Here is an 18,884-nt window from a genome sequence, read left to right as displayed (position 1 = left end):
ACGTCACCCCGGGGGCCAGCTCAAACCGCGTCCGCCCAGGATATGGGCGTGGATATAATCAACGGATTGTTGGGCGTCCTTGCCATTATTGAAAACCACGCGATAGCCACCGGCTTCCAAACCTACATGCGCAGCAGCTTTTGCTATGGAAATCATATACTGCCCGACCGCTTCCGGATCTGCAGCACGAAAATCAGCGAAGCGAGCCCATTTTTTTTTCGGAATAACGAGAATGTGCAGAGGAGCTTGCGGAGATATATCGTGAAAGGCCAGGACGGCCTCATCTTCATAAGCGACCTTGGCCGGAATTTCCTTCCGGAGGATTTTATCAAAAAGAGTTTCGCTCATGGGTTTTTTTCAACTCCCATAGTTGCTGGAGAACATGCCTCGTTCCACGAGTTCAATCAGCGTATGAATCACTTTAATATGCAGTTCCTGGACCCGGTCAGCAAATCGGCCGCCTGGTGTGCAGATATCAACATCGGCCAGCTTGCCAAGTGCGCTTCCCGGTTTCCCGGTAAGGGTGATCACTTTCATACCGTGAGCGCGAGCCGCTTCAGCAGCTTTAATGACATTGGGACTTTTTCCGCTGGTGCTAATGCCTAAAAGAACATCACCATCGCGACCCTGCGCTTCGATAAAGCGGGAAAAGATGAAATCAAAGCCGAAATCATTGCCGGCGCAGGTAATATGAGCACCATCGGCCATGGCAATCGCTCCCAGAGCGGGACGATCCTGACGAAAGCGACCGGAAAGTTCCTCGGCAAAATGCATGGCATCACACATGGAACCACCATTTCCGCAGGAATACACATGGCCCCGGGCTTTAAAGCAGGCAATCAGAATCTCGGCTGCATCGGCGATCCGGCGCTGAGCCTCTTCATTCTTCAGAAGTCCATCAAGTGCCGTCCGGGCTTCTTCCAAGCTGGCACGAATATGTTCAAGCATCAGCTATGCTTCCTTTACAGATTCATCTTGCATATGTCGCCCAATAACCCGGATCTTGCCACAAGAGCGATCCACGAAGCAAAGCAAATTGCATGCCCTGACGAAGGATGAAATACTGAGAAGCAAGGTCGTTCCGCCTCCATTAGTTGTGAGGACATAACATTGAGTGCACTTCTTCGTCCCCTCCATTTGGCTGTCATCGATCCCGCTGTCCGCATTCCCGAGCTTGATAACTTCAACCGTATGGTCCTGGCGGCTCCGGAACTCAGTCTCAGCTTTCATTTGCCGGCACTCTTTGGCATGACCTCGTTGTCCCTGGTGCCGCAAAAGCCTGATGCTCTGGTTATTTTTGGCAGCGGCGCTTCCGTGTACGAAGGTCTGCCTTGGCAGGATTCCTTGAATGCCTGGCTTCTGGATAGGATTCGGGAGGGTCTCCCCATTCTGGGCATCTGCTATGGACATCAACTTTTGGCGCATCTGCTGGGCGGAACCGTGGAATTCATCCAGCCCGATCGCTTCAAGTTCAAAGGTCTGAGGAACGTACAATTCTCAAAACGAGGGTTTTGGGGTGAAGCGGGTACATCCGGGCGATTCATCGTTTCCCACGCCGAAGCCGTGACGCAAATGCCAAAAGACACCGAAATCGTTGCGAGCAGTGATGTTTGCAAGGTCGAAGCCTTTGCGCACATGCATCTTCCCATTTGGGGAATCCAGGCCCATCCGGAAGCCGGTCCTGATTTTGTTCAAAATCAAGGCATCGATGTTTCGCAGGATGAACGACCCTACTCTTTTGGTCAGGAATTCATCCGCAAGTTCATTCAGCATCTGCAGCAGCATCGCATTCAATAAGTGCTCATAAATCCGGATCTGGTCCTTGCCCGTCAAGGACCGGGCAAAAAAAGCCACAGCGTATAAATTCTTTCCTAATTATTCCAAGCCCTTAGTCTGACACAGGGCATTTATTACTAAACTGTTGAGGGTGCCTGTCGAAAGGAAAGGTACAGGAAATCACACGATGTGATTTGCCATCCATGACAGGAGGTCAGAATATGGGTTTACGGATTAGGACCAATATCGCTTCGATCAACGCCCAGCGTCGCCTGGAGACTTCAACCAACAAGTTGACAGACTCCGCTGCAAAGCTGGCCTCGGGGAAAAGGATCAACAAGGCAGCTGATGATGCTGCTGGCTTGGCCATCTCCAGCAACTTGACTGCCGACATCCGCTCTCTGAACCAGGCTCGCCGTAACGCTAACGACGGTGTCTCCCTTGTTCAAACAGCAGAAGGCAGCTTGGAAGAAACCACCAACATGCTAACCCGTCTTCGTGAACTTGCAGTGCAAGCTGCCAGTGACACGGTGGGTCAGACTGAGCGCGGTTTCATCAACAAGGAATTCGTCGCTCTCAAAGACGAAATCGACCGGATCGCCAACGCTACCGAATTCAACGGTACACGTTTGATCACCGGTGGCGCTGACTTGCCAGAAGAAATCAAAAACCAGGATGGAACCTTCCCTCTGGAAGTCCAGGTTGGTAAAGATTACTTCGCGAACGGCGAAGTCGACGGTATCGATAACCGCAACCAGGTCAACATCATCAAGATCGATTTGCAGAACATCAACGCTTTCACTGAAGGCGAAGGTTCTCTGGACATCGGTCGCGCTGATCAAGGCACCAATACGCTGACCAAGCAGGATGCTCAGATGAGTATCAACAAGCTGGATGACGCGATCGTGAAAGTGAGTGACTATCGCTCCTATCTCGGTGCTATCCAGAACCGCCTGGGCAGCGCGATTGATAACCTGGGTGTCACAGTAGAGAACTTGTCTGCTGCGAACAGCCGTATCCAGGATACTGACTTCGCTGAAGAAACAGCTCGCTACACGTCTAACAAGATTCTGCAGCAGGGTGGTGCTTCGATCCTTGCTCAAGCTAATCAGCAGCCTCAGGTTGCTATGAGCTTGATGCAATCTCTCTAAGATATGAAGCGATAGCTTAGGGATTTTGAAGGATTAAGAGACCCGATTCTGGCTCCGTCATAAAAGCGGGAGGATCTTCCTCCCGCCCGACGTGACCAGACAATCTGGTAGGATTGACCAAACGCAGGCTGTGCGCCATGATAAGTGTTTTCACTGTTCGGGGCCACACATGCAGCGTACGATTGAAATCATTGGCGTCCCTTCCGACCTCGGGGCCAACATCCGCGGCGCGAATATGGGACCAGCTTCACTTCGCATAGCCAATTTAAAAGTCAAGATTGAGCAGCAGGGCTACGGGGTTATTGATCTGGGTGATCTGCATGTTCCGATCCGTGAGTCCCTCCCGCCTCATATTCAACAGGAAAAATACCTCACACCGATCAAGGAACTTTGTCAGAATCTGGCAACAGTGACCGAAGGCATACTCGATCGTCAGCACGTACCGCTGGTGATTGGTGGTGATCATTCCGTAGCGATTGGCACCGTCAGTGGAATTTTGCGGCATTTTGGGAAAAAAAAGCAGCATGTGGGCATGATTTGGATTGATGCGCATGCTGATGTCAACACGCCTGAGACGTCGCCATCGGGAAATATTCATGGAATGCCTTTGGCGGTTTTGATCGGTCGGGGCCACAAGGAATTGACCGGCATCAGTGATGCGAAAATTCGGCCGCAAAATTGTGTTTTGATCGGCATTCGCAATATTGATGATGAAGAAAAACGCATTCTTCGTGAAAGCGGGATTCGCTACTTTTCCATGCGCGATATCGATGAAAAAGGCATGTTCACCGTGATGCGCGAAGCCATTGGCTACGCCTCCGACGGCACAGCTGGCATTCACGTGTCCTTTGACATCGATGGCATCGATCCGCGTTATACACCTGGCGTCAGCACACCCGTCAGCGGTGGCCTGACCCTTCGCGAAGCCCACCTCGCCATGGAAATGCTCTCCGAAACGCAAAAGATTGTGGCCATCGAATTTGTTGAACTCAACCCTTTCATGGACGTCGGCGCGCAATCAGCCAATGTCACGGTTGATCTTTTGCTGTCGGCTCTGGGGAAATCGATCGTCTAGCGATCGACACGTGCCGCGCACCCGCTGCGGCTCCTCGCCCATGCCTTGTAACCTGCCATAATTTAAACCGAATTTTTCCTGTTGCCGTCCCCGCCCACCACCTGATATGCAAGTCTGCCTACGCTTAGGATTTTATAAGCCAAATTCGCGGGGATATCGCATGTTCGAGTTACATCAGCAAGACGGAAAGGCCCGCCTGGGCACCCTGCAACTGGCGCATGGCGTGGTGCAGACTCCGATCTTTATGCCTGTCGGCACGGTCGGCTCCGTGAAAACTATGGTTCCCGAGGATCTCCATACCATCAAAGCCGAGATTATACTCGGCAACACCTATCATCTTTATCTGCGTCCCGGCATGGAAGTCATCCGTGAAGCCGGTGGCCTGCATCGCTTCATTCGCTGGGACAAACCCATCCTGACCGACAGCGGCGGCTTTCAAATTTTCAGTCTGAACAATCAGCGTCGCATCGATGAAACCGGCGCGCATTTCCAGAGTCATATCGATGGCCGCAAGATTTCTCTGACGCCTGAACTCGCTGTGGAAATCCAGGAAACGCTTGGCGCCGATATTCACATGGTCCTGGACGAGTGCACTCCATATCCTGCCACGCATGAACAGGCTCGTGAGTCCATGGAACGATCCATGCGTTGGGCCCGACGGTCCCGTGATGCTCGGGTCCGTCCGGAACTCTGGCAGTTTGGAATTGTGCAGGGCAGCATGTATGAAGATTTACGGCGGGAATCGATTGAAAAACTGACTGACATTGGTTTCGAAGGCTATTCCATCGGCGGACTTTCGGTCGGCGAACCCAAACCCGATATGCGCCGCATTGCGGAATTCTGCTGTGAGCATCTGCCCGAGAAAAAACCGCGCTATATGATGGGCGTCGGCACACCTCTGGATATTATTGAGTCCATCGCCGTCGGCGTGGATATGTTCGACTGCGTGATGCCAACCAGGAACGGACGGAACGGAACCCTGTTCACATCCTATGGTCGGGTGAACATCAAGAATTCCAAATTCCGTCTGTCCCAGGATCCTCTGGATCCCAACTGCAGCTGTTATACGTGCCAGACCTTCTCGCTGTCCTATCTCCGCCATCTCTTTATGGCCCAGGAATACACAGCCATGCGTCTGCTCAGCCTGCATAACCTGACTTATTATCTGAAACTGATCCACGACATCCGCGGCGCCATTCGTGAAGGCCGTTTCCAGGAACTCCTGGCCCATCACCGCGGCCTCTGGGAAACCTGAACATTCGATCCGCCGCGCACTTCGAACTGCACGGCATCCAGGCGCTTGCCCTCGCGATTGTGAATCTCGAGCTGGTGAGCGCCGTTCTTCAAATCACTCAGTCGAACATAATCTCCCGTGAGCACCTTCTGGTTCAAAACCCAACGCCCGCCTGCAGGCAGTTTCGCGCTGGCTTCAAAAAAGAGCACCTGCTGGGTTTCCGGAATATCCGGATCAAAGGCAATCACGGTTCCATCCAAGGGATGCAAAATCTTCAAACCATAACGCCGATCCGCAAGCTTTTGCTGATCCGGGCTGGTGCCAGATAAAAACCATTCTGTCTGGGGCCGACCTTGCGTGTTCACAAATCCCGACTGGACGACTCCCGATGGTGGCAAGGGCTCCACGCTGTTTTCATTCGCATGCAACGCATTCATCACATCACGCCAGACGGGAGCCGCGCCGCTGATACCGGTGACACTCCACATGGGGCTGCCATCCGCATTGCCCACCCAGACCACAACCGTATAGCGCGATGAATATCCGGCACACCAATTATCACGCATGTCCTTGCTCGTGCCGGTTTTCACAGCCGTCCAAAACGGTGTGGCCAGAGGATTCTCCAAACCAAAGGTCAAAGACCGGGCACTGCGATCCGACAGAATCTGGCTGATCACAAAAGCAGCCTCTGCACCCATCACGGGTCGAGCGACGGGGAGGGGTTCATTCAAAAACAGTTTTAAAGGCCGATAAATGCCCCCGTGAGCTAGACTAAGGTAAGCACCCGCCAACTCCCAGGGTGAAATATCTGCGGCGCCCAGAGCCAGGGAATGGCCGTAATTTTCGGTATCCTCCAGGAGTTCAAAACCCATCCCGCGCAGCCTGGTCACAAAAGCCGGGACACCCACCATATCGATCACCCGCACCGCCGGGATATTCAGCGAACTGGCCAAGGCCTCCCGCACCGTGACGGTGCCATGATATTTTTCATCATAATTTCTTGGCACATAAAGTCCGGTGCTGGTCGATAAACTGATCGGCGTATCTTCCAAAAGTGTGGCTGCGGTGATCAATTTTTGATCCAGCGCATCACCGTAGAGCAAAGGCTTTAAACTCGAACCGGCCTGCCTCTTCGCTCGCACCATATCCACGAACAGATTTTTTTTTGTGGTGACCTCGGAGCTGCCCACATAAGCCAGCACCTCAGCCGTCTGGTTATCAATGACCAGGACAGCTCCGTCATGTACATTCTGCACTTGAATGGCCGCCAAATGCGATTGCAAAGCCTGTGTTGCCCATTCCTGAATTCGGCGGTCGAGCGTGGCGTGTACATCCCCTTGGTCGGATGTCATCAGCGCCGCCAGATGCGGCGCCAGACGTACCGAGGATCGCAATTCAGGAGCACGATTCAAGGTTCGGCGGGCGAGATATTCCAACCGGTCGCAATCCATTTTCAGATCCAAAACGCTCCGCAGACGACAGGCTCGCCTGGCAATTGTTTCCAAAGGAGCGGTTGGCAAACCCAAAGCGGCTGTCAGCAGCAGGGATTCTTCCGCATTCAATCCATGGGCGGCCTTTTGCATCAAAGCCTGGGAGGCTGCCTCGATGCCCTGCAATTCGCCGCGAAAGCTTACCAGGTTCAGGTAGGCTTCCAGAATTTCCTCTTTGGTCCACTCCTGTTCCAAAAGCCGAGCCGCTCGCATCTGCTGCATTTTCTGCCAAGGCCGACGAAACTTGCCTTTGGCTTTCAAGGCTGGGTTCAGTTGTGCGGCCAGCTGCATGGTGAGACTGCTCCCCCCACGCTTCTGCCGGAGCATGGCTAAAAACCCGCGCCGATCGATACCCTGGTGCTGGTAAAACCTTTGATCCTCGACCCGGATGATCGTGCGGACCAGAACAGGCGCCACCTGATCCAAACTCAGCCAATCGAGGCGGCGCCTCTGCTTATCGATCCGCGTGGTCAGCAGCAGCTGTCCATGGCGATCAAGAATTTTTTGATCCGACATCTGCCACGAATTTTTCACTTCAGAAAAACGCGGCACTGATCCAGGCGCAAAAAGATAAACCAGGGGTGCCAGCACCCCGGGAATGATCACCATCAACAGAATCTTAATCCACCTGGACCGGTGCATTCGGCAACTCCGCGTATTGATCCGGTGCATACATGGCTTCCAAACGTGTGCTGGTCAGTTGAAACAGACCCGGATTATTCACCTGCATCACATAGGAAACCGTATGCCGACCGGTCGGCATAAATTCAAAGTAAGCAAAATACCCTTCATGCCGGCGCTCGACATAGCTGGGCGCCAGGAAATTGCTGGCACTGGAACCGGTCTCATCACGCAGACTCGCGTTCAAAATGCGCGCCCCAGCAGGAATCGGATCGGCCAGGACCACCCAGGTTTGATCACTGCCCGCTTCCATCTTGAAAGTGACTTTGACAATATCGCCACGCGACCACTTGCCTTTGGTTTTTTGTTCCACGGCTTCCAGATTTTTTTCCAGCTTGTATCCAGCTTGAAAGGGTTGCGTAAGAGGAACAGCAGCCCGTGAGATCACGCTGGCCCAGACATCGCCTTGACCTTCACAGCTCAAGGTCAAGGTCTCGCGTTTGGCGGGCCAATCGAGATGCAGAGGAGCTTTTTCTTTTAATCCCACCGTTTGAATTTTTTCCTGCCAGCCGACCTTGACCTGCGTGCCGGATGCGGCGGGCGGATGTTGTTTCACATAACTTTTCAAGGCCATCGTGCCCCAGGCATTGGCCACCGTCGTGGACCACGCCCCACGTTTTTGCCGCCGCAAAAGGCCTTCCAGCATACGTGCATGATCCGTGCTCCACAGCTTGCGATCGAGACCGAGTAGAAGGAGACGCGAGGCATTGGAATCAGGACTGCTTAAGAGACTGCTGATCTGGTTATACTCTTCGCCGGCCAGACCGTACTGGGTTCCGCTGAGGCGGAGGCGCGCCTGCAGCTGCTGCACGGCCTTGTCCTTGAGTGCATTCAACATAGGATCCTGAACGCCACGGGATAGGACCTGAACGAGATCAATAAGGGTGGCATGAGGCAAAAGCTCAGGCTGCAGGTCCAGGTTTTTGACCAGCGCCGCATGTTCGCTTTCAAAACGGGTCATAGCTTCCAGCGCCATGATCTTACGATAAGCCAGCTGATCACCAAGCATGCGATATTCATGATCGACGATCTCGCCATCAATGAAGCGTTTCAGGGCATAACGCAAAGCCTCTTCCTTGCCCTTGGGCAGGGCCAATCCAGCCTCATGACTGACACTTAAAACGTAAGCCGTCAGGGTCGTGGAGCCATGCCTGAGAAGCGGGAAAAATTTCAACAGACCGTCATTGTCCAGATACGAATCGAAATCGCGGACAATCTGCTCCCACATCTTACGACTATCAAGCCCCACCGCACTGGAGACACGCTGCTCCAGACAGGTATAAGGATACTCCTGAAAGAAAATACGGGTGCCCTGCAGGACATCAAGACCGGGCCCAGGCGAAAAACTGAGATCAAGTCCGCCGCGACTGGGATCAGCTTTTTCCGGCAACGCCACCGGAAGATTCTGCGGTTCACTGAGGACCATCAAAGACGCCTGCAACACCCGCACCGGGACAGCGGGCTTGACCTGCTGGGTGAAACGCAGACTATCCTGTCCACCCTGATCGGCTTGCGCATCAAAGGTATATTTCAATTCGGAAACACCACGCGGCACTTCCAGATCCCAGGTGATCAACTGCGATTCTTCAGGTTTGAGACTGATGGATTTTTCCGGCAACGCCGTGGCTTCCATACGGCCATTCACTTTCACCTGCTGGGGATTTTTCGTGCGATTACGAACGGTCACCAGGGCCTGCCAACGGTCACCTTCTCGAACAAGAGGCGGCAGTCCGGCAATCAAACTGATATCCTGCTGGGTCTGGATCGCTGTGCTGCCGGTTCCAAACATGTCCGTTCCCGCTTGAGCCACGGCTACAATGCGAAAACTGGAAAGGTTATCCTGCAAAGGAATATCCACCGTGGCTGTTCCGCCGCTGATGGGCACGCGGGCTTTCCATAGGATCAAGGAATCAAACAGTTCCCGCGTGGGATTGCTGCCGCCCCCACCACCTTGCGGCAGGGCTTTCAATCCAAAATGCCGCTTGCCAATCACCTGCATGGCACTGGTCGCGTGTTCAATTCCGTAAGACCGTTCCGACATCATCGCGGTCAGAAGATCCCAGCTGGAGTTATTCATCAGTTCCAGCAAAGCTTCATCCACCACGGCCACGGTCACCACCGCATCGGCCGGCAAAGGCTGACCATTTGGACTTTTCACTGCAATACGGGCCTGAGCTTTTTCACGAATCTTATAGACCGGTTTATCGGCTTGAACGGTGACACCCAACGTATGCTGACGCCAGCCCACTTTGAGTTCCGTAATACCCAGCTTATGGGCGGGCTTGCCCAGATCGACCTTCAAGAGAGGTTCTGTCCCTTTCACGCGGCCTCGCACCACCCAAGCCGAGACAAAGATGTTAGGAGCAAAAGCCCGTGTGACAGGGAGTTCCAGAAACGGTTGCTTCGAGTCGAGATTTTTGACCTTGGCCTCAAGGATGGCACCATCCCTTTCGGTGGTCATCAGAACGGCCGCCTGAGCAAAAGGCATTTTCACCTGAATTTTCGCCGTTTCTCCAGCTTCGTAGTGTCTTTTTTCCGGAATAAGGTCGATACGATCATGATCTTCACTCAAGAACCAAAGGCGTTCACCCGCCACCCAGATCGACCGTTGACTCAGGGAAAGACGGCCTTCTTTATCCTTGGCTTCCGCCTGAAGCAAAATACTACCGCTGGTGGTCAGAGGTTTCTGGCAGTTCCAAAGTCCTTTATCATCACTGCGCGCTTCACAGAAAACGCCAAGCTCCTTGATTTCAGTTTTGTGTTCGTAAACATAAGTTCCACCCACACCGCGGCGCCTGTGACTTAGAATATCCTCTTTAAAAGCCCTGATCAGAATTTCCTGATTGGGTACCACCTGGCCTTTGATATCCAGCGTCACGCCACCAAGATTCAGGTTCTCGCCCTTCTGCAGCCACGACGGGCTCTTCATCCCAATCACCACCGCCGATGGCCAAATCTTATGCTCGATCGCCACCGTGCGAGCCTCGCCATTGGCATCCGGAAATTCCATTTCCGTCAGCACACGGGTGGGACGATCGATCGTGGGAGCTTTCCAGCTGACTGTTCCTGTTCCGGCCTTGTCCAGCGTCACATCCTTGGTTTCCACTTTGGTATCCTGGGACGGTTGCGGACGATCCGGCTCGCGGTTGATAGGACCTGTTTGAAAATCAAATTCATCATATCCAGGAAAACGAGGCATCCAGGCACCCTGAAACGATCGACGCAGACGCACAGAAAGATTGGAAGCGGGACCACCGCTCAGATAACTGACATCAAAATCGTAGGCGATTTCTTTGGGCGCTATCAGACTGCTTTCCCGGGCCTGCAGGCGACCGCGCATGGTCGCCAGACGGAATTCATCCACCCGGAAGCGACCGCTTTCCTGATCGCCGATCATAATGGAATACCAACCCAGCGGTGCATCGGTTGGGATTTTCCAGGCATTTTCAGAGCGACCTTTATCATCCCAAACCACAGGCATTTTATAGCGCTTATCGCTCCCGACATGCTGCAGCACCAGCTGATTTTTCAAATCACGACTGGCAGGAAAGGCCAAACCATTTTTCACGCGGCGCCTTGCCACATGCAACATGGAAACAGTTTCGCTGACGCGAAAGAGACTCCGATCCAGCACACTGTGCAGCTGCAAATCGGACGATTCGCTATCCCAAGGCACTTGAAAACGCCAGCTTTCGATGCCGCTATTCCAATGCGTCAGAGTAAAACTGAAATCACCGTCCTTGCTGGCGGTGACCATATAATCGCTGGACTCACCATCATAATTATAGGAACCATAGCAGCTGCCTTTGCTGGGGGGTAAGGCGGCGTTATGCAGGAAAAGACCAGACGCATCCGTTTTACCGTTCAAAAGAACCCGACCTTTGCAATCCGTGATCGCGACATCGGCTCCCGGAACGGGTTGACCTTTGTCAAAACTGGTGACCCAAACCAGGGACCCCTGCCGACCTTTTTTTACATGCACAGCCAGGTTGGTCACCAGCACGGCCGCACGGGCAAACATGGGTTGATTCTTGTCGAGCAGCGCTTGACCCAGTCGACCGCTGCCGACTTCCATCACATAAAATCCCGGACCCGCCATGGGCACACCGATCACTTCAAACGCATCAGGCCCGTTGGGTTTTTTCAAGGGGACAGTTTTAAATTCTGAGGCCGGCATGCCTGCAAAAATCGAAGTCCCTCGTTTATCGTAGCTGCCTGCTCCTTGAATTGTTTTATACCATTGCAAAACCGTCTCTGGCCTGGATGCCGCCTTATACAGCTGGCCCTTCAGGTCGCCTTCCACTTTGCGCATGTTCAGGGGCCAGATCGGATGCGCGGCCTCCAGAACACCAAAATCTCCAGGGAATTTCAGCAGGGGACCAAATTCGCCGACGCGAACGGTCAGGGGAAATTCCTTGGCATTGGCCAGGGTGCGCCCCCTTTCATCCTTGAGGTCCGCTGGAATTTCAATGCGATAGGTGGAATTTGCAGGATGGGGTCCAGGTATGGTGAAATAGGAAGCCTCGCGTTTAATTTCGACCTCTTGATTTTTGCCATTCAAAACGCGCACGCGTGCCCGTTCCTTTTCCGCGACCGCATCATTAAAAGAGATCGACAGGTCATCATGCGGCGTGCAGGGGCCTCCAGCCTTCTCCCGCTGGCAATAAAAACTGGCACGGAAAGGCGGTCGGGTTTTGAAATGTAGAGCATGAGCCGATTGGGTGGCGACCCCTGCCGGGCTTGTCACACCTTTATCAATCACCAGGGTACTGTCGGTATCACCAAGCAGACGCTCTTTCGGTTTGATCAGCAAATAAAATTTCGGATCAATTTTGAATTCTTCGGCCAGATAAGGCCACTGTTCGGCGATATATTTTTCCGGTTCCGGAACCAGCTCAAAACCAATGGTATCGGCCCTTTGTGGGACCTGAAAAAAGAGGCGCCCGGCCAACGTTTCAGGTTTAATCGGCGCATCAAAGACCAGCAGCATCGGATCTTCTTCATTGACGTAGCTGCCGCCTTCCGAGGGAATGCTGCGGATGAGCGCCGGCCCGCCGGTATCAAATGTAAACGTGGTGGGTCCTGTAACAGCTTCGCCTTTCAAATTTTTCTGCTGTGTGAGGGTAAAAGTGCAGCGGATGCCGCCAGGCAGTTCCCCGACAAAATCATGAACAAAGGTCCGGGCATCAAGCCAACGTCCCTCGCCGCGCGCCGGGCAATCGACCTTAAAAGGTGACGGCGCGCGACCGTTCCCAAAATCCACCCAGTCAGTGTCAAAACGAGCTTGAACCTGCGAGGCTTTTTTCACCGAACCCTGTGGGGTGAAACTCAATAAAGTCGCAGCCGACGCCAGTCCGGAACCAATCCACATCAGAATACAAAGGGGCAGCGCGAAGCGCATACAAAAGAACTCCTCTTCCAAACGGTGGCCGATCCGTGACCATCCGAAGAGGTGAAGGTACTCAGGACTTATGAAATCGTAAAGAGACTTTATGGAGAGCCGATCAGGCAGATTTTGCTAACTTTAACTTCTTTTCTGTTACCGAAGCATAAGCTGGAGAACTCCATGCTTGGGAACAGCGACAGGAAAGCTGATGAGTGAGTCGGTCGTCAGGCATGAACCGGGGAACGGCGTGGAAAATCGCGGTTTATAGGAATGACGAGGGATCGTCCAACCGGCTCATCTTGAGCGACTTGCCGGTGCGATCTCGCAGAAAAGAGTGGTTTAAACGTAAGCGGCTTCGCCACCCTGAGCAATAATGATCTTACCTTCTTCCTCGAGTTTCCGTGCCACCTGTACAATCTCGTACTGCACAGACTCGACATCGGAAAGTTTCACGGCGGCCATGGCTTCCATATCCTCTTTCAGCATCTTTGCCGCGCGTTCCGACATATTGCGGAACACCAGCTCGGAAACGGCTTCGGAGGCTGTTTTCAAGGCCGTCATCCACTGTTCAGGCTTGACGTTCTTAATGATCTCCTGGATCCCGCGATCATCAATTTTCGCAAGATCATCAAAGACGAACATCAGCTGACGGATCTGTTCGGCCAGATCCGGATCGCGTTCTTCGAGGTTATCGAGAATCTGCTCTTCCGTCGCCTTATCAATGAGGTTGAGCATTTCCGCGATGGGTTCAACCCCACCAATCTTCTGGCTCGAAATGGAACCCATGGCCTGGATTTCATTGCGCAGAACGTCATCGATCTCATCGATGATTTCCGGCGCCACGGCGTCCAGGTTGGAGATTCTGAGAATGATTTCAGTATGCAGCGCTTCCGGCAGAAGCTTAAGCACCTCACCGCACTTCTGCGGGTCCAGGTGAGCCAGGATCAACGCAATGGTCTGCGGGTGCTCATTGCGAATGAAGTTGGTCAGCGTTCGTGGATCGATCAACTCCAGCGCATCAAGATTGGCCGAAGACCCAAGCGCCAACTGCTCAATGAGTTCATCCGCTTCACCGCCCTTGAAGGCGCTGCCGATGACCTTCATGGTGAAGTCATTACCACCATAGAAGAACTTTTTGTTCTGTTGCAGGATACCGTAGAATTCCATCATCACTTCGTCGATGATTTCCTGCTCCAGGCGCCCGAGGCGACTCATGGCGCTACCGATGCGCTTGATTTCAAACTCGGTCATGTTCTTGAAGATTTCGGCGGAAATTTCTTCACCGAAAGAGAGAAGAAGAATCGCTGCTTTTTGCGCGCCACTGTACTTATTGGTTGCCACCGTCGAACTCCTGCCCTGCGTGTAAAGCCTGACAGTTCTATTGTATGCCACAAAGGCGTCAAAAGGCAGAGTCTGTCAAGGCTTTGACACAGACCGTCTGGTCCCTTATGCTCGATTCCGGTTCGGCCGCCGCAACCCCCGGTCACCCTTACAAAACGTCATCATCCCGCCTGCGGGAGGAGCATCATATGGAACCACTACGCGCCAGCATTCTCACGATCGGCACCGAAGTCAGCACCGGGCAGATTGTCAACAGCAACGCTGCCTGGATCGCCGATCAGCTCGTCAATTCCAAGATGAATCCCGTCTGGCATTTGACGGTTCCCGATGATGAGCGCGAAATGCTGGACGCCTTGAATTTGGCAGCAGCCCGCAGCCGTCTGCTGTTTGTCACGGGCGGCTTGGGTCCGACGACGGATGACATCACACGTCAGGTGATCAGTCGCTGGTGGGGCGACACCTTGGAATTCCAACCAGGCAGCTGGGAAAAAATTATCCAGCGTTTTCAAACGCTCGGCATCACGCCTCCTGAATCCAATAAACAGCAATGTTACTTTCCGAGCCAGGCGCGCGTTCTTGATAATCCGGCTGGCACGGCTGATGCTTTTTATCTGCAAAGAAAAGATCTTCAGATCTGGGTTTTGCCCGGTCCTCCCGAAGAGATCAAAGCGATTTGGAACACGAGCATCCAGCGTCAGCTCATGGAATTGGGTCGCGACAGTGATGCCTTCCGACTGTTCCGCTGGCACTTGATTGGCAAAAGCGAATCCGCAGTGGGTGAGATCGTGGAAGCCGCCATTGCGGGATCCAATCTGGTCTCGGGCTATCGGCCGCACGCCCCCTATATCGAAGTCAAAATCTGGTGCCGCGAAAGCGAAGTAACCCATCACCAGCCTTATCTCGAAAAGTTGAATGCAGCCTTGAGTCCCTGGTTGATCGGTCGCGATGATGAAGACAGCATCGATCAACTTCTGCAGCGTTTCCGGGCCTTTTCTCGCATTATTGTGAAAGATTGTGGTTCGACGGGAGCCTTCGCGGATCGCCTGGGACAATCCTGGAAAAAAATCGGCGTCCCTGGCCTTCGACTCGAGTGTCGTGATCATTTTCCCTGTTCGGCCACGGAACCTGACAGCGAAACCACGCGGCCTGCGCCTGGTGAATTGCTGCTGGAAATTCAACCCGTGCAGGAGGACGGTACCTGGACCATTATCTGGCGTTCGGAACACGTGAATCGACAGAAAACCCTTAAATTACCCTATCGGCGCGATAAATTGCGCTGGGACCGCGAACGTCGTTTCATCAGTGAAATGACCATCGCAGCCTGGAGCAAAGGCGAGGACCAGGAGCTGATAGCGTGAGTATAATACTGGCTCCACTGGGTTGGCTCTATGGCGGCGTCATGCAGCTGAGGCGTTGGCTCTATCAACGCCATGTGTTGACCTCGCATCAACTGCCGGGACTGGTGATTTCGGTTGGCAATTTGGAAGCGGGAGGCACAGGGAAAAGCCCGGTGGTGATGGCTCTGGCCCAGCACCTTTTGAAGTCAGGCGCGCGACCGGCCATACTCACGCGCGGTTATCGCAGTGGATTGAAGCCGGATGATTCCGCGGTTATGGTCGGCTCCAACGTTGCCATACCACCACAATCCGGGGTCTCGTTTCACGCCGACGAGGCGACCATGCAAGCCCGAACGCTCGCACAAGTCCCCATTATCATCGGGGCCCAGCGCTGGGCAGCGGCACAGCGTTATCTCGAGACACATTCAGCTCCCACGCATTGGATTTTGGACGATGGTTTTCAACATCTCAAGCTGCGACGCCAGTTGGATATCGTTTTGCTCGATGCTGAAAATCCTTGGCACAATGGTCGCTGTCTTCCCGCGGGACGTCTGCGCGAATTTCCGTCGACGCTGCAGTATGCACAGCTGATTCTACTGACCCGGGCTCAGCTGTCGAAACCTCGCATTATGGTTCAAAACATGACCGCACCGGTTATTCCAGTGATTTTTGGCAACGGCCCACCTCGTCAGCTGGCTGGCCCCGAACGTCCCTGGCCCCTGCAAACATCCGTTGCCCTGGCTTTGGGCATAGCCCACCCGCAGCGTGTGATCGATCATTGTCATCAGCAACACTATCCGATTACCGAACAACTTTTGACCCGCGATCACGAACTGTTTCCCAGGGAAAAGCTCACGGCCCTCGCAAATAAATCCGGGGCCATCCTGACAACGGAAAAGGATTTCTGGCGTCAGGCGGAAACCCTGGAAAGCCTCAAAATACCCATTTATGTTGTGCCGTTGGAACTTCGCTTCCCGGATTCATTCGATTTATCCAATATTCTCGCTCCATTTACCGTTTCTTTATAAATTTCGATTCTTTAGCCTCGCCGCAGCAATACTTTGCTTTTCTGCAGAATTTGCCTTATACAGGGGGCGCAGGAACCATCATGAGAAGCCAAAAGGAAAATCCATGAAGCACATTCTTGTCATCGAGGACGATCCGGATATTCGCGAACTGTTAGGTTACAATCTGGCCCGTGAAGGTTTCGATGTCATCACCTGCTCCGATGGACAGGAAGGGCTGGATAAGGCTCTCAGCCACAAGGTGGATATCATCATTCTGGATTTGATGCTGCCGCAGCTGAACGGCATTGAAGTCTGCAAAAAAGTGCGAGAGATTCCTGAAAAACGCAGCGTTCCCATCATCATGCTCACCGCCAAAGGCGAGGAAACCGATATTGTCTTCGGCCTCGGTGTGGGGGCTGATGATTACATGATCAAACCTTTTGGGGTCAAGGAGCTGATTGCGCGCATCTATACCAGACTTCGCACCCAGAAGCCCCAGGACAGCGAACAGGCTCCTGGCGACGTCGTTCGTCAGGGCGAAGTGGAAATGGATAAAGCCCGCTTTCAAGTTAAAGTCGGCGGCGTTCATGTGCCGATGACCCTCGCTGAATTTCGCTTGTTTGAAGCCCTCATTGCGAGACCTGGAATTGTGCTGTCACGGGATCGACTGCTCGACGCAGTGACTGGCGGTGAAGGTGTTCTGATCGATCGCAACATCGATGTCCATGTCCGTTCCATTCGGAAAAAATTAGGCGAATCAAGGGACCTGATCCAAACCGTCCGGGGCCTGGGGTATAAATTCCGAGAACTGCAATGATGCGTTCCAAGTTCTTTTGGAAAAATTTTCTGTCCTACTGCCTGATCATTGGTTTCACCACCTTCGTGGTCAGCTACCTTCTCGTTCTGAAGACAGAATCTTTTATCGAAGAAAATGCCATCGAAGGGCTCCAGGAAAAACTGGTGCTCTTCGAATCCTATTTTGCCGACGGCACGACGTGGCGCGAGCCCGAGACCATCAAGCTGCTGGTAAACATGGCCCAGGAAACCAAGACACGTTTGACTGTCCTGAATGAGGATGGTGATATTCAATTGGAATCCGAAATTGCCCAGGTTCGGATCAATGAAAATCATCGGAACCGACCTGAGGTGAAGGAAGCAGCTCGCAATGAGGTCGGCACAGCCAAACGCTACAGCGATAGCACAGCGGCGCAGACCCTCTACACGGCAAAGAAGGTGCAGACGCCCCACGGCACTCTCTTTATTCGCCTCGGCGTGCCCATCCGCAATCTGGAAGCCCGCGTGGCCGACATTCTTTCGGCGATTGCCATCGGGGCTTCGATGGGCATGGTCCTTTCCCTGCTGATCGCCCTCATCATTGTCCGGCGCATCACCGACCCCGTGTCCGAGATGACCAAGGTCGCTGGCGCCATTAGTCTAGGCAATTATGCAGCTCGTATTCGTCGCCTTCCCAACAACGAACTCGGCACTTTAGGGGAAGCCATCAACCGTCTGGCCGCAGCTGTGCAGGCCAACATCAGCCGGAGGGAAAAGATGGAAAAGATTCGCCGCGAATTCTCGAGTAATATTTCCCACGAATTGAAAACCCCTCTGACATCCATCAAGGGTTATGTCGATACGCTTTTGGAAGGCGCGCTGGACGACAAAGCCAACAACATGCGCTTTCTTCGCATCATCAATAATAATGCCGATCGCATGATCAGCCTTGTCAGCGATCTGCTCAGCCTGGCGACCATCGAGGCCAACGAAGGCGCGGTGGAATTGGACTCTGTGGATTGGCGCCCCATCGTGCAGGAAGCGATCAATCGGCAACAGATCAAGCTGAACAGCAAGGAAATCTCGCTGGAAACCGTGATCGACGACGGCGCGCCTATCGTCAAGGGCAGCCGCAAGGCCATGTCCCATATATTGGAAAACCTTCTGCAGAACGCCATTCACTACACACCGGCCAAGGGTCATGTGCAAATTCACCTGCGCCGCGAAAAGGGCCTCATCAGTCTAGCGGTCAAGGACAACGGCATTGGTATCGCAAAACGGGACCAGCCGCGAATTTTCGAACGCTTCTACCGTGTCGATACAGCACGGTCGCGCAATGAAGGTGGAACCGGGCTAGGGCTTGCCATCGTCAAGCACCTGGTTATACAGATTCAAGGAACCATTTCCGTCGAAAGTGACATTGGCCAAGGTTCGACGTTTACTGTTCACCTGCCGGAAGTCTAAGCGCTACGCCTGCCTTTCCGCCTCCATGTTCTGGCTGTCAGCCGTTTGACCATTTTTCTCTTTAAGATTTCAGCCATTGTAGGTATAAAACCGCCAACCGCTAAACATCATCTGTCATGCTGCCACAGCAACAGATAAAGGGGGACTGAACTGACCGGATTGCCTTAG

At 53.3% G+C, this 18,884-nt stretch carries 13 protein-coding genes; 8 read left to right on the top strand and 5 right to left on the bottom strand.

The window, feature by feature from the left end:
• Positions 1-3: 3 nt before the first annotated feature.
• A complete protein-coding gene (locus tag VE954_RS23255) occupies positions 4-348 on the bottom strand; it encodes a histidine triad nucleotide-binding protein (protein WP_324957276.1) in 345 nt (114 codons plus the stop codon).
• Positions 349-357: 9 nt separating this feature from the next.
• The gene (locus tag VE954_RS23250) at positions 358-948 is read right to left on the bottom strand and encodes an SIS domain-containing protein (RefSeq protein ID WP_324957275.1); all 591 of its coding nucleotides are present in this window, start codon (positions 946-948) and stop codon (positions 358-360) included.
• A 162-nt stretch (positions 949-1,110) separates the two neighbouring features.
• Here VE954_RS23250 and VE954_RS23245 point away from each other — a divergent pair, with 162 nt between their 5' ends.
• The 4 genes from VE954_RS23245 (at position 1,111) to tgt (ending at position 5,257) form a co-directional block, all read left to right on the top strand.
• Positions 1,111-1,797, top strand: coding sequence for a type 1 glutamine amidotransferase (locus VE954_RS23245; protein ID WP_324957274.1), 687 nt, complete (start codon positions 1,111-1,113; stop codon positions 1,795-1,797).
• A gap of 200 nt (positions 1,798-1,997) precedes the next feature.
• Positions 1,998-2,927 (top strand): flagellin, encoded by a 930-nt coding sequence (locus tag VE954_RS23240; RefSeq protein WP_324957272.1) that lies wholly within the window; start codon positions 1,998-2,000, stop codon positions 2,925-2,927.
• 169 nt (positions 2,928-3,096) lie between these two features.
• The gene (gene rocF / locus VE954_RS23235; RefSeq protein WP_324957270.1) at positions 3,097-4,002 is read left to right on the top strand and encodes an arginase; all 906 of its coding nucleotides are present in this window, start codon (positions 3,097-3,099) and stop codon (positions 4,000-4,002) included.
• Positions 4,003-4,162: 160 nt separating this feature from the next.
• Complete coding sequence (gene tgt, locus VE954_RS23230) at positions 4,163-5,257, top strand: tRNA guanosine(34) transglycosylase Tgt (protein ID WP_324957268.1); 1,095 nt, start codon at positions 4,163-4,165, stop codon at positions 5,255-5,257.
• On the opposite strand, the gene pbpC is transcribed toward tgt, so the two are convergent.
• The 3 genes from pbpC to fliG form a co-directional block, all read right to left on the bottom strand.
• Positions 5,233-7,368, bottom strand: a complete 2,136-nt coding sequence (gene pbpC / locus VE954_RS23225) for a penicillin-binding protein 1C (RefSeq protein ID WP_324957266.1) — start codon at positions 7,366-7,368, stop codon at positions 5,233-5,235. The two genes, tgt and pbpC, sit on opposite strands and share 25 nt — an antisense overlap.
• The gene (locus VE954_RS23220; RefSeq protein WP_324957264.1) at positions 7,346-12,808 is read right to left on the bottom strand and encodes an MG2 domain-containing protein; all 5,463 of its coding nucleotides are present in this window, start codon (positions 12,806-12,808) and stop codon (positions 7,346-7,348) included. The genes pbpC and VE954_RS23220 overlap by 23 nt, the downstream gene beginning before the upstream one ends.
• Before the next feature lie 324 nt (positions 12,809-13,132).
• Complete coding sequence (fliG, locus tag VE954_RS23215) at positions 13,133-14,134, bottom strand: flagellar motor switch protein FliG (protein ID WP_324957262.1); 1,002 nt, start codon at positions 14,132-14,134, stop codon at positions 13,133-13,135.
• Between the two features lie 188 nt (positions 14,135-14,322).
• On the opposite strand from fliG, the gene VE954_RS23210 reads away from it, so the two are divergent.
• The 4 genes from VE954_RS23210 (at position 14,323) to VE954_RS23195 (ending at position 18,716) form a co-directional block, all read left to right on the top strand.
• A complete protein-coding gene (locus VE954_RS23210) occupies positions 14,323-15,492 on the top strand; it encodes a competence/damage-inducible protein A (RefSeq protein WP_324957260.1) in 1,170 nt (389 codons plus the stop codon).
• Complete coding sequence (lpxK, locus tag VE954_RS23205) at positions 15,489-16,499, top strand: tetraacyldisaccharide 4'-kinase (RefSeq protein WP_324957259.1); 1,011 nt, start codon at positions 15,489-15,491, stop codon at positions 16,497-16,499. The genes VE954_RS23210 and lpxK overlap by 4 nt, the downstream gene beginning before the upstream one ends.
• Before the next feature lie 103 nt (positions 16,500-16,602).
• Positions 16,603-17,295, top strand: a complete 693-nt coding sequence (locus tag VE954_RS23200) for a response regulator transcription factor (RefSeq protein ID WP_324957257.1) — start codon at positions 16,603-16,605, stop codon at positions 17,293-17,295.
• Complete coding sequence (locus VE954_RS23195) at positions 17,292-18,716, top strand: sensor histidine kinase (protein WP_324957255.1); 1,425 nt, start codon at positions 17,292-17,294, stop codon at positions 18,714-18,716. Before VE954_RS23200 ends, VE954_RS23195 begins: the two co-directional genes overlap by 4 nt.
• Positions 18,717-18,884 lie beyond the last annotated feature (168 nt).

The organism is Oligoflexus sp., assembly GCF_035638955.1.
Lineage (GTDB): Bacteria > Bdellovibrionota_B > Oligoflexia > Oligoflexales > Oligoflexaceae > Oligoflexus.
Note: the sequence above shows the minus strand (reverse complement) of the source record. Positions and strands in the feature narration are given on the sequence as shown.

Bases quoted from the DNA above. Each gene is read 5' to 3' on its own strand.
- pbpC (WP_324957266.1), bottom strand. From the start codon at position 7,368: ATGCACCGGTCCAGGTGGATTAAGATTCTGTTGATGGTGATCATTCCC.
- rocF (WP_324957270.1), top strand. From the start codon at position 3,097: ATGCAGCGTACGATTGAAATCATTGGCGTCCCTTCCGACCTCGGGGCC.
- VE954_RS23195 (WP_324957255.1), top strand. From the start codon at position 17,292: ATGATGCGTTCCAAGTTCTTTTGGAAAAATTTTCTGTCCTACTGCCTG.
- VE954_RS23255 (WP_324957276.1), bottom strand. From the start codon at position 348: ATGAGCGAAACTCTTTTTGATAAAATCCTCCGGAAGGAAATTCCGGCC.
- tgt (WP_324957268.1), top strand. From the start codon at position 4,163: ATGTTCGAGTTACATCAGCAAGACGGAAAGGCCCGCCTGGGCACCCTG.
- VE954_RS23220 (WP_324957264.1), bottom strand. From the start codon at position 12,808: ATGCGCTTCGCGCTGCCCCTTTGTATTCTGATGTGGATTGGTTCCGGA.
- VE954_RS23200 (WP_324957257.1), top strand. From the start codon at position 16,603: ATGAAGCACATTCTTGTCATCGAGGACGATCCGGATATTCGCGAACTG.
- VE954_RS23210 (WP_324957260.1), top strand. From the start codon at position 14,323: ATGGAACCACTACGCGCCAGCATTCTCACGATCGGCACCGAAGTCAGC.
- VE954_RS23240 (WP_324957272.1), top strand. From the start codon at position 1,998: ATGGGTTTACGGATTAGGACCAATATCGCTTCGATCAACGCCCAGCGT.
- VE954_RS23250 (WP_324957275.1), bottom strand. From the start codon at position 948: ATGCTTGAACATATTCGTGCCAGCTTGGAAGAAGCCCGGACGGCACTT.